The organism is Streptomyces sp. CB03238, assembly GCF_002099185.1.
Taxonomy (GTDB): Bacteria; Actinomycetota; Actinomycetes; order Streptomycetales; family Streptomycetaceae; genus Streptomyces.
Genome location: NZ_NBCN01000028.1, coordinates 71,651 through 83,684, shown reverse-complemented (window position 1 = coordinate 83,684; position 12,034 = coordinate 71,651). Strand labels below are relative to the sequence as shown.

Annotated in this window: 8 protein-coding genes; all 8 read right to left on the bottom strand. The window is 71.9% G+C overall.

All coding sequences use genetic code 11. From position 1 onward, the window contains the following. Nucleotides 1-795: UbiA family prenyltransferase (locus BKD26_RS34080; RefSeq protein ID WP_241518977.1), on the bottom strand; the 795-nt coding region annotated here is incomplete at its 3' end. Continuing rightward, nucleotides 792-1,907, bottom strand: coding sequence for an inositol-3-phosphate synthase (locus BKD26_RS34075; RefSeq protein ID WP_084906271.1), 1,116 nt, complete (start codon nt 1,905-1,907; stop codon nt 792-794). The genes BKD26_RS34075 and BKD26_RS34080, both read right to left, overlap by 4 nt. 74 nt (nt 1,908-1,981) lie before the next feature. Continuing rightward, nucleotides 1,982-5,671, bottom strand: a complete 3,690-nt coding sequence (locus BKD26_RS34070) for a ThuA domain-containing protein (RefSeq protein ID WP_084906269.1) — start codon at nt 5,669-5,671, stop codon at nt 1,982-1,984. Nucleotides 5,672-6,010: 339 nt separating this feature from the next. After that, a complete protein-coding gene (locus BKD26_RS34065; protein WP_084906267.1) occupies nt 6,011-7,015 on the bottom strand; it encodes a sugar phosphate isomerase/epimerase family protein in 1,005 nt (334 codons plus the stop codon). A gap of 10 nt (nt 7,016-7,025) precedes the next feature. Beyond that, the gene (locus tag BKD26_RS34060) at nt 7,026-8,312 is read right to left on the bottom strand and encodes a Gfo/Idh/MocA family oxidoreductase (protein ID WP_084906266.1); all 1,287 of its coding nucleotides are present in this window, start codon (nt 8,310-8,312) and stop codon (nt 7,026-7,028) included. 47 nt (nt 8,313-8,359) lie between these two features. Then, on the bottom strand, nt 8,360-9,397 hold the full coding sequence (locus BKD26_RS34055; protein WP_084906264.1) for a substrate-binding domain-containing protein: 1,038 nt from the start codon (nt 9,395-9,397) through the stop codon (nt 8,360-8,362). A 54-nt stretch (nt 9,398-9,451) separates the two neighbouring features. Beyond that, nucleotides 9,452-10,477 (bottom strand): ABC transporter permease, encoded by a 1,026-nt coding sequence (locus BKD26_RS34050; RefSeq protein ID WP_084906261.1) that lies wholly within the window; start codon nt 10,475-10,477, stop codon nt 9,452-9,454. Then, entirely contained in the window at nt 10,474-11,994 is a 1,521-nt protein-coding gene (locus tag BKD26_RS34045; protein ID WP_084906259.1) for a sugar ABC transporter ATP-binding protein, read from the bottom strand. The genes BKD26_RS34050 and BKD26_RS34045 overlap by 4 nt, the downstream gene beginning before the upstream one ends. Between the last annotated feature and the right edge of the window lie 40 nt (nt 11,995-12,034).

Genomic DNA, 12,034 nt, shown 5'->3' with positions numbered 1-12,034 from the left:
GGTGGCGCCGCGGAGGAGGTCCAGCGCGCGGGCCGTGGCCATGGCGGCGGGGGCCGCGCGGGTGTGTTTCAGGCGGAGGTCGTATGCCCAGACCGTCGCGGCCAGGGCGGTCGCCACCGCCAGGGGCGCCCGGCCCGCGCGGGCGGCGAGCGCGAGGCCCGTGGCCGTCAGGGCCGCCGAGGCGGCCAGGGCGGCGGGCGGCGCGATGCGCCCCGACGGGATGGGGCGGTGCGGGCGGTCGACGGCGTCCTCGTCACGGTCGGCCCAGTCGTTGAGCGCCATGCCCGCCTCGTACAGGCAGAGGGAGGAACCGATGGCCAGCACGGTGCGCCGGTTGGGGCGCACACCCACGGCCGCCGCGCCCGCGAGCGCGTCGCCCGGCACCGTGAACAGGGCGGAGACACGCAGGAGTTCCGCCCAGGCCCGTCGCCGCGTACCTCGCGGGCGCTCGGCGGGCGGGGTGTACGCGGCGGGGCGGCCACCGGAAGCCGTGAGCGGAAGGGCTTCCCCCTGTGTCCGGCGGCTGCGGTTCGGGGACCGGCCTGCCCGGGCTTCGGTGAGCGCGGCGCGCAGGCCGGTGGCGGCGGCCGGGAGGAGCGCCGCCAGGGCGCCCAGCTGCCGGCGCGCCCCACCCGCGCGCCGGCCTGCCGGACCGGCCGGGTCGGCGGCTCGGGCGGTGTCGTCCGTGGTCGCCGCGGACGACACGGCGGCGGGGGCTTGCGAGGGGTTCTGGGTGGCGGGGCCGTCGGGAGTGCTGGACGGTAGCGGGGCGGCGGCGCCGGGGGGCGGGGTCATCGGGCGTCCCGGAGGCGGGTGGCGAAGGAGAGGAGCGCGGCGTATTGGTCGGAGAGGGCCGCCGGGCCGCCGTCGGGGTCCTTGAAGTAGAAGCCGAGTTCGGGGAGGGCGCCGGAGAGGCCGGCTTCGTGGGCGCGGGAGAGGAGGCGGGCCAGGTCCAGGACCAGGGGTGCGGCGAGGGCCGAGTCGCAGCCCTGCCAGATGGTCTGGAGGACCATACGGGAGCCGAGGAACCCGTCGAAGGCGATGTGGTCCCAGGCGGTCTTCCAGTCGCCGAGGGACGGGACGTCGTCGATGTGGACGTCCCCTTCCGGCACCACGCCGAGGGTGTCGGCCAGCACGCGTTCCTTGCCGGCGTTCTTCGCGGCCGCCGCGGCCGGGTCGGCCAGCGCCGCTCCGTCCCCGCCGCCCAGGAGATTGGTGCCGGACCATGCCCGTACGGACAGGGCGCGCTGCACGAACATCGGGGCGAGCACGGAACGGAGCAGCGTCTGGCCTGTCTTGCCGTCGCGGCCGGCGTGGGGAAGTCCACAGGCGGCGACGGCGTCGGAGAGGGCCGCGGTGCGCAGCCCGGTGGAGGGGGTGAAGTTGACGTAGGGGCAGCCGGCCCGCAGTGCGGCGGCCGCGTAGAGGGAGCTGGGCGCGAGGCGCGGGTCGTCCGGGCCCGGGGCGGGTTCCGTGGAGGCGACGTTGATCACGACCGTACGGGCGAGGCCGTGGCGGCACGTGAAGTCGGTGATGTCGGAGGTGAAGGACGTGATGAGTTCCTCGTCGGTGCGTGTGTCACCGGGGACGGGTCCGCCGGGGCGGATCTCCGTGTCCGCCGCGGCGAGTTCGCCGCGTACGGCGGCGGGCAGGCCGTGCGGGAGGACGCCGGCCGCCGTCAGCTCCTCCGCCCGTTTGGGCAGCGGACACGCCGCCGTGTCGTGCCCGCCGAAGACGAGCGAGGAGAGGGAGGGGAGGCCGGAGGCGGCGAACGGCGGGGTTTCCGTGACCATGCCCGTCGGCGGGTGCAGCCCGGCGGCGACCGCCGCGCACCCCGCCACGGCGGTGGTGGCGACGGAGCCGCGCGCCCCGACGAACCAGACCCCGACACGTTGATCAGCACACATGGCCAGCCTCCCTGGGTGTGGTGCGTTGGAGACGGCGGGCGGGGGGTACGGCGCCTCCCCGCCCGCCGCCGGTTCTAGTCCAGCTCCTTGAGCTGGATGTTGCGGAAGGACACCTGGTCGTCGGCGCCGTGGTTCTGGAGGCCGATGTAGCCGTCCTTCAGGCTGCGGACCGGGTCGGTGTTGGCGAAGTCGTTGATCTTCACCCCGTTGAGGAAGACCTGGAGGCGTTCCCCTTGGACCTTGATCTCGTAGCTGTTCCACTGCCCCGGCGGACGGAGGACCTGGTCACGGGCCTTGATGTCCGCCGATCTGAAGCCGTACACGGCTCCGGTCGTGCGGTCGGCGGCATCGGTGGCGTCGATCTGGATCTCGTAGCCGTTGTTCACGGCCGACCAGGGGTCGTCGGACGCCGGGAACCCGACGAAGACACCGGAGTTGTCGTCGCCCGCCATCTTCCAGTCCAGCCTCAGCGAGTACGACGAGAGCTCCTTCGCCTGGTACCAGAGCATCCCCATACCGCCCTCGGTGCGCAGCTCACCGTCCACGACGGTGAACTTCCCCGGTCCGGCCTGCTTCCAGCCCTCCAGGGTGTGGCCGTTGAAGAGGGGGCGGTAGCCGGTCTTCGGCGTGCAGTCGGCGCGGACCTGCCCGGTGGCGTAGCGGAGGCCACCCAGCAGGTGCTGCCGGAACGCGGGTTCGGCGTAGGACGCGGCCGTGTGGCCGCCTCCGGTGTAGAAGGCGCGCCCGCCCTCGTATGTCTGGCACCAGGCGATCGGGTGGTCGCCCTTCATCGTGCCGCCCTGGTAGGTGCTTTCGTCGAGGGTGGCGAGGATGCGGGCCTGACCGCGCGGGTTGGTGCGGTAGTTGTACCACTCGTCCGTGCGCTCCCAGCCGGCCGCCGGAAGGTGGGAGGTGGCCGGGTGCCGGTGGTCCTCGACGCGTACGGTGGCGGGCTGGATGTGCGGGTGGGAGGCGAAGTGGGCGCCGACGAGGCCACCGTAGAACTCCCAGTCGTACTCGGTGTCGGCGGCCGCGTGGACACCCACGTAGCCGCCGCCCGTGGCGACGTAGTTCTCGAACGCCTTCTGCTGCTCGGCGTTCAGCACGTCACCGGTCGTCGACAGGAACACGACCGCGTCGTACCGGGCCAGGTTGTTGGTGGTGAACTGCGCCGCGGTCTCCGTCGCGTCGACCGTGATGTTGCTCGAAGCACCCAGCTCCTTCAGGGCCGCGATGCCGGCCGGGATGGAGTCGTGCCGGAAGCCGGCCGTCTTGGAGAAGACCAGCACCCGCTTGGCGGTCCGGTCGACGGGCGTGTTCGACAGCTCGAAGTCGTCGACGTCGTACAAGGCGCCCGCCCCGCCCTTGAAGACCAGGAACAGCTCGGTCGTCCGCTTCGGTACGGCCCGCAGCGGGACGTCGATGTCCTGGAAGGTCTCCCAGCCGCCCGTCACCGGCACCGGGGCGGACCCCAGCAGCGTGCCGGTCGCCGACCCGGTGCGTACCTCCAGGAAGCCGCCCGCGCCACCCGAGGAGATCCGGGCGGTCAGCTTCGTCGACCCGGTCAGGTTGTAGGGCGTGAAGGCGATCCAGTCGCCGTTGTCGATGTCGCCGACCGTCTTGCCGCCGTTGGCGGTGGCCTTGTCGTACGTACGGATGCCGGACTGCGACGAGAAGTGCTCGGCCTGCCGGTGGCGCGGCTGGAGCTGCGCCTGGTCGTGGCCGGTCAGCGCGGCCTGGCCGCCGCCCCCGCCGTCCGTGTACTCGGCGTCGAAGACCCCGAAGATGTTGGCGTTCGGGTCGTGGCCGCCGTCCGCGGACGTCTTGATAGTGCCCGAGCACCCATGAGCCGAGGTCACCGGGTGGCCGTGGCTGTCATGGCCGAGGATGTAGGTGACCTTGACCTTCGCGCAGTCGATCGTGCCGTCCTCCGGGTCGGTGACGGTCACCTTGAACGGGATCTCGTCGCCGAAGCTGAACAGCGCGCCCTCGGCCGGCAGGTCGAGGGTCACCTTGGGGGCGGTGTTGCCGACGACCACGTGGACGCTGGCGGAGCCGGTGCGGCCCGAGGGGTCGCGCGCGGTGACGGTCGCGGTGTAGGTGCCGTTCTTCCTGTACGTGTACGTGGGGTTGGCGGCCGTGGAGGTGCCCCCGTCGCCGAAGTCCCAGCTGTACGTCAGGGCGTCCCCGTCGGCGTCCGTCGTGCCCGCCGACGAGAAGGCGACCCGCAGCGGTGCCTTGCCGGACGTCTTGCCGGCGGACGCCTCGGCGACCGGAGAGAAGCCGCCGGTGGCGTTCTCGATCCGGTAGAGGCCGGAGTTCTCGTCGCCGCCGAACCAGGCGGTGCCGTAGTCGAGGACGTACAGCGCCCCGTCCGGGCCGAAGGCCATGTCCATCACCTGGGTGCCGGTCCACGGCACCGGGTTGATGGACTGCACGGCCCCGTCAGCACCGTGTTCGATGCGCTTGATCCAGCGCCGCCCGAACTCGCCGGCGAAGAAGTCCCCGTCGTACGCCTCCGGGAACTTCACCGGCGACGGGTTGGTGGCGTCGTACCGGTACACCGGCCCGCCCATCGGCGACTCGGAACCGGAACCGAACTCGGGCAGCGACCCGCCGTCGTACGGGATCCACGCGGGCTCGGCCGGCGGCAGGTCGGCCAGGCCCGTGTTGTGCGGCGAGTCGTTCTTGGGCGCCGCGCAGTCGAAGGTCGCGCCGGAGGTCTTGGTGGCGAAGTCGTAGTCGACGTACGGGTCGTTGTCGCCCGTGCAGAACGGCCAGCCGAAGTTGCCCGGCCTGGTCACGCGGGCGAACTCGACCTGTCCGGCCGGGCCGCGCTTGGGGTCGGCCGCGCCCGCGTCGGGCCCGTAGTCACCGACGTACAGCACGCCGGTCTTCTTGTCGACGCTGAAGCGGAACGGGTTGCGGAAGCCCATCGCGTAGATCTCGGGCCGCGTCTTGGCGGTGCCGGGAGCGAAGAGGTTGCCGTCGGGGATCGTGTACGAGCCGTCGTCGGCGACCTTGATGCGCAGGATCTTGCCGCGCAGGTCGTTGGTGTTGCCGGACGTCCGGCGGGCGTCGTAGGCGGGGTTGCGGGTGGGCCGCTCGTCGATGGGGGTGTAGCCGCCGGAGGCGAAGGGGTTGGAGTCGTCGCCCGTCGACAGGTACAGGTTGCCCTGCGCGTCGAAGTCGATGTCGCCGCCGACGTGGCAGCAGATGCCGCGCGTCGCGGGGATGTCGATGACCTTCTTCTCGCTGGCGTTGTCGAGGGTGCCGTCGGCCTTCAGCACGAACCGCGAGAGCCGGTTGACGCCGTCGTACTTCGCGAAGTCGGCGGCCGTCCCGTCGTTCGGCGCGTCCCCGGCCGGGGTGTCGAGCGGGGGTGCGTAGTAGAGGAAGACGGCCCGGTTCTGCGCGAAGCCGGGGTCCAGGGCGATGCCCTGGAGGCCCTCCTCGTCGTGGGAGTAGACCGGCACGGTGCCGATGACGCGGGTGTTGCCGGCGGCGTCGGTACGCCGCAGCTCGCCGTTCCGCGACGTGTGCAGCACGCTGCGGTCGGGCAGCACGGCCAGCGACATCGGTTCGCCGACCTCCTCGCCGCCCTTGGCGAGGGTGACCTGCTGGAACTGCTCCTCGGCCACCGTGGGCGACGGCTCCTCGGCCGCCGCGCCCGGTGGGGCTCCGAGGGCGAACGACGTCATGGCGAGTACGCCGCCGGTCAGAAGTGCGAGCGCGTTGCGTGCTCCGAGCCGTTTTCTGTGCACGAGTGTCCTCCGGAGAAGGCCGGGGTACGGGCTGTTGCCTCGATCGGGCGGCCCCGCGGGGAGTACCCCCGCCGGGAGCCGCACCGGGTTGTCCGGGGACCGGCGTGCGCCGTCACGCTGGTCGTTGGTCGGAAGTGGGTTCACACCCTGATGTGCTCGTGTCCTGTACACCTCAGGGCCGTACACGGAAGGGACGTTAGCCGGGTTGGTCCTGCGCCGAAAGCCCTTGTGCGTGACGGGAGTCGCACTTTTTCCCGGCACTGGACAAAGCCGGGGCGGGCAGGCCGGACCGTCCGGTGGCGGCGACCGCCACCGGCCCGGCGACCTGCCCCGATGCCCCTACTCGGAGCCGCCGAACGCGGCGTCGAACGAGGCGGCGGGCGGGTCGAAGTCGTACCGCTTCAGCGTGGCAAGCGCTTCCGGAGCGCCGGTCAGCCGGTCCATCCCGGCGTCCTCCCACTCCACCGACACCGGACCCTCATAACCGATCGAACGCAGCATCCGGAACACGTCCTCCCACGGCACGTCCCCGTGCCCGGCCGACACGAAGTCCCAGCCGCGCCGCGGATCGCCCCACGGCAGGTGCGAGCCGAGCCGGCCGTTGCGGCCGTCGAGCCGCCGCCGCGCCTCCTTGCAGTCCACGTGGTAGATCCGGTCGCGGAAGTCGTACAGGAACCCGACCGGGTCCAGGTCCTGCCACACGAAGTGGCTCGGGTCGAAGTTGAGCCCGAAGGCCGGGCGCCGGTCCACCGCCTCCAGGGCCCGCTGCGTGGTCCAGTAGTCGTACGCGATCTCGCTCGGGTGGACCTCGTGGGCGAACCGCACGCCCTCCGCGTCGAACACGTCCAGGATCGGGTTCCACCGGTCGGCGAAGTCCTCGTACCCACGCTCGATCATCCGCTCCGGCACCGGCGGGAACATGGCCACCAGGTGCCAGATGGACGACCCGGTGAACCCGATGACCGTGTGTACGCCAAAGGCGGCGGCCGCCCGCGCGGTGTCCGCGAGCTCCCGGGCGGCCCGCTGCCGTACGCCCTCGGGGTCGCCGTCGCCCCAGATCCGCCCCGGCACGATGGCCTGGTGCCGCTCGTCGATGGGATGGTCGCAGACGGCCTGGCCGACCAGGTGGTTGGAGATCGCCCAGCACTTCAGGCCGTACTTGTCGAGCAGCGCCCGCCGCCCGTCCAGGTACGAGGGATCGGCCAGCGCCTTGTCGACCTCGAAGTGGTCCCCCCAGCAAGCGAGTTCGAGACCGTCGTAGCCGAAGTCACGGGCGAGGCGGCAGACCTCCTCCAGCGGCAGGTCGGCCCACTGGCCGGTGAAGAGAGTGAAGGGACGTGGCATCACATACCTCCTACAGCGGTACGGGGGTGTAGACGGCGTTCTTCTCGGCGCTCTCCTCCACGGCCGCCAGCACGCGCTGCACCCGCAGCCCGTCCGCGAAGGACGGCGCCGGCTCGGTGCCGGAGGCGATGGCGTGGACCAGGTCGCGCGCCTGGTGGGCGAAGGTGTGCTCGTAGCCGAGGGCGTGGCCGGGCGGCCACCACGCCTCCAGGTAGGGGTGGTCCGGCTCGGTGACGAGGATCCGCCGGAAGCCGGCCGACTCCGCCGGGTCGCTCCCGTCGTAGAACGACAGCTCGTTCAGCCGTTCCAGGTCGAAGGCGAGCGAGCCGCGCTCCCCGTTGATCTCCAGCCGCAGCGCGTTCTTGCGGCCCGCCGCCATCCGCGTCGCCTCGAACGACACCAGCGCCCCCGACGCCAGCCGCCCGGTGAACACCGCCGCGTCGTCCACCGTCACGGGCCCGCTCTCGGCGCCCCCCGACGCCGAGAGCCCCGCAGATGCCGAGAGCCCCGCAGACGCAGGCAGCTCCGCCGGCGCCGAGAGCCCGGCCGACGCGCCCGCGAGCCCGGCCGACGCCCCCGCGATCAGCGGCCGCTCGCGTACGAAGGTCTCGGTGAGCGCCGACACCCCCACGAGCGGCTCCCCCGCCAGGTACTGCGCGAGGTCCACGATGTGCGCGCCCAGGTCCCCCAGCGCGCCCGACCCCGCGTGCGCGCGCTGAAGCCGCCAGGTGAGCGGGAAGTCCGGGTCGACGAGCCAGTCCTGGAGGTACGTCACCCGTACGTGGCGCAGCGCGCCCAGCCGCCCCTCCTCGATGAGGCCGCGCGCGTACGTCATCGCGGGCACGCGCCGGTAGTTGAAGCCGACCATGGCGACCCGGCCGCGTGCCCGGGCCCGCTCGGCGGCCGCGACCATGGCCTCCGCCTCGGCGACCGTGTTGGCGAGGGGCTTCTCGCACAGCACGTGCTTGCCCGCCTCCAGGGCGGCGATGGCGATCTCCGCATGGCTGTCGCCCGGGGTGCAGATGTCCACCACGTCCACGTCGTCGCGCGCGACGAGGTCCCGCCAGTCGGTCTCGGCGGCGGCCCAGCCGTGCCTGTCCGCGGCCGCCCGCACGGCGGCGGCGTCGCGTCCGCAGACGGCGGCGAGCACCGGCCGCAGCGGCAGGTCGAAGACGCGGCCGACGGTGCGCCAGCCCTGTGAGTGGGCGGCGCCCATGAACGCGTACCCGACCATGCCGATGCCGATCGTCCGTTCGTCGATGGTCCGTTCGCCGATGGTCCGTTCCTGCTGCGCCATACGGGTTCCTCCTCGTCGGTTGCTCGGTGGGGGCGGGCAGAGCCGCGTCAGCTGAAGCCCGTCGGCAGGTACTCGTCGACGTTCTCCTTGGTCACCACGGCGGAGTACAGGGTGATCGACGCCGGGATCTCCAGCTCCGACATGCCGCTTACGCCCTTCTTCTGGCCCAGCGCCCGGGCCAGGTCGATGGCGGTGGCCGCCATGGTCGGCGGGTAGAGCACGGTCGCCTTGAGCACGCTGTTGTCGGCCTTGATGGCATCCATCGCCGACTTGGCGCCCGCCCCGCCCACCATCAGGAATTCGCTGCGGCCGGCCTGCTGAATGGCCCGCAGCGCGCCCACGCCCTGGTCGTCGTCGTGGTTCCACAGCGCGTCGAACGTCCCCTGTGCCTGGAGGAGCTGCGCCATCTTCGCCTGGCCGGACTCGACGGTGAACTCGGCGGCCTGGCGGGCCACCTTCTTGATGTTGGGGTAGTTCTTCAGCGCGTCGTCGAAGCCCTGGGTGCGCTGCTTGGTGAGCTCCAGGTTGTCCATGCCCGCCAGTTCGACGACCTTCGCGTTGGGTTTGTCCTTGAGCCGCTCACCGATGTAGCGGCCGGCGTTGAGGCCCATGCCGTAGTTGTCGCCGCCGATCCAGCAGCGGTACGCCTGCGGGGAGGCGAAGATCCGGTCGAGGTTGATCACCGGGATGCCGGCCTTCATGGCCTGGAGCCCGACCTGGGTGAGGGCCTTGCCGTCGGCCGGAAGGATCACCAGCACGTCGACCTTCTTGTTGATCAAGGTTTGGATCTGGCCGATCTGGACGGCGGTGTCGTTCGATCCCTCGGTGATCTCCAGGGTCACCTCCGAGTACTTCTCCGCCCGTTGCTTGGCGTTGACGTTGATGGCGTTGAGCCAGCCGTGGTCGGCCTGCGGGCCGGCGAAGCCGATGGTCACGGGAGTGCCGGGCTTGTCGTCGGCGGCCGGGACGTTGTTGGTGGCGGGGGTGGAGTTCTTGGGTTCGTTGCTGGTGCAGGCGGTCAGCAGGGCGCCGGCGGAGACGGCGGCGGTGCCGAACAACAGGCCTCTGCGGCTGGTTTCTGGCATGGCGGGGGAACCCTTCCGGTCGGGACACACAGGCGGGGAACGCAAACGAGGGCGTCAGGCCTCGCCGGAGCCGCGTGCGGTGCGGCGCTGGACGAGGACGGCGGCGACGATGATCGCGCCCTTGGCGATCTGCTGGACGTCGCTCTGGAGGTTGTTCAGGGCGAAGATGTTGGTGATCGTGGTGAAGACGAGGACGCCGAGTACGGAGCCGACGATGGTGCCGCGTCCGCCGCTGAGCAGCGTGCCGCCGATGATCGCGGCGGCGATCGCGTCGAGTTCGTACAGGTTGCCGTTGGTGTTCTGGCCGGAGCCCGCCAGGACGATCAGCAGGAAGGCCGCGATGCCGCAGCACAGCCCGGACAGCAGGTAGAGGTAGAGGCGCTGGCGGCGTACGTCGATCCCGGCGAGCCGCGCGGCCTCCGCGTTGCCGCCGACGGCGACGGTGCGGCGCCCGAAGGTGGTGCGGTTCAGCAGCAGCCAGCCGATGACGGTGACGGCGGCGAAGACCAGGACCAGCGGCGGTATGCCGAGGATGTACGCGTCGGGGACGCCGAGGTCGAGGACCGACTGGACGGTGACGATCTGGGTCTTGCCGTCGGTGATCTGGAGGGCGAGGCCGCGCGCCGAGGCGAGCATGGCCAGCGTCGCGATGAAGGGGACCATCCCGCCGTACGCGATGAGCACACCGTTCACCAGGCCGCAGCCCAAGCCGACGACGACGGCCGTGAAGAGGATGCCGGCGAAGCCGTACTCCTGGGTGGCGACGGTGGTCGCCCACACGGACGCCAGGGCGACGATCGCGCCGACCGACAGGTCGATGCCGCCGCTGGTGATGACGAACGTCATGCCGACGGTCACGACACCGATGACGGACGCCTGGGTGAGGACGAGTTGGAGATTGTTGGTGTCGAGGAACTGGTCGGGCTTGGTGATGCCGCCGACCGCGATCAGCACGGCGAGGACACCCAGCAGGGAGAGGTTGCGGACATCGGCCCGCAGCCCCAGGGGCGGACGGCCACCGGCTTTGCCGACGGGTGGTTCGGCGGTCGTGACGGGCGCGGGCGGCGCGGGCTGCGTCATGACGTAGGGCTCCCTTCCATCACAAGGTCGAGTACGCGGTGCTCGTCGAGCTCCCGGGCGGGCGCCGTGTGGACGACGTGGCCCTCGCGGAGCACCAGCACCCGGTCGGCGAGACCCAGCACTTCGGGGACCTCGCTGGAGACGAGCAGGACGGCGAGCCCGTCGTCTGCGAGGCGGCGGATCACGGCGTACAGCTCGGCGCGGGCGCCGACGTCGACGCCGCGGGTCGGCTCGTCGAGGAGGAGGACGCGGCAGCCGCGCAGCAGCCAGCGGGCGAGGACGGCCTTTTGCTGGTTGCCGCCGGAGAGGGTGCGGATACGGGCGTCGGGGTTGTCGGGGCGCAGCGACAGTTCGCGGGTCGCGGTGCGGGCGGCGGCGCGCTCCGCCGTACGGTCGAGCCAGCCGGCGCGCGAGAAGCGGGCCAGGGACGACACGGAGACGTTGCGGGCCACGGATTCGAGCATCAGCAGGCCCTGTGCCTTGCGTTCCTCGGGGGCGAGGCCGAGTCCGGCGCGGATGGCGGCGCGGACGCTGCCGGGGCGCAGGGGTCGGCCGTCGACGAGGACGCGTCCGGCGGTGGGGCGGCGGGCTCCGTAGATGGTCTCCAGGATCTCGGAGCGTCCGGAGCCGACGAGTCCGGCGAGGCCGACGATCTCACCGGGCCGCAGTTCGAGGTCGACCGGCGCGAACTCGCCCTCCCGCGTGAGGCCTTCGACCTTCAGTACGGGGGCGTCGCCGATCGGCCGGGCAGGGCGCTCGGGGAAGACGTACTCGACATTCCGGCCGGTCATCATGGCAACGATGTCGCGTGTCGGTGTGTCCTTGGCGGGCAGTCCCCCGGCGACGGCCCGCCCGTCCTTCAGTACGGTCACGCGGTCGCCGATGCGGCGGATCTCCTCCAGGCGGTGGGAGATGTAGACGACGGCGACCCCGTCGGCGGTCAGGTCGGCGACGATCCGGAAGAGGTTGGCGGTCTCGTCGGGGTCGAGGGCGGCGGACGGCTCGTCCATGACGATGAGGCGTACGTCGTGGGAGAGCGCGCGGGCCATGGAGACGATCTGCTGCTGGGCGGCGGACAGGTCGCCGACCGGCCGGGCGGGATCGATCTCCGGGTGGCCGAGGCGGCGCAGCAGGGCGGCGGTGGTGGTGCGGGCGCTCCGGCCGCGTACGACGAAGCCGGCGGTGGTGGGCTCGTGGCCGAGGAAGACGTTCTCGGCGACCGACAGGCCTTCCACCAGGTCCAGTTCCTGGTAGATGGTGGCGATGCCGAGGCGCATGGCGGCGATGGGCGACTTGAGCGTGACCCGTTCGCCGCGCCAGGTGATGGTGCCGTCGTCGGGCTGGTGGGCGCCGGCGAGGACCTTGATGAGGGTGGACTTCCCGGCGCCGTTCTGGCCGAGGAGGCAGTGGACTTCGCCGGGCCGGACCTCCAGGTCGACGCCGTCGAGGGCGCGGACGCCGGGGAACGACTTGGTGATGCCGGACATGGTGAGCAGGGGTGGTTCTGGTGTTGCCATGACGAATCCCCTCGGCGGGCGGGTGCGGTGCCGGTGAGCG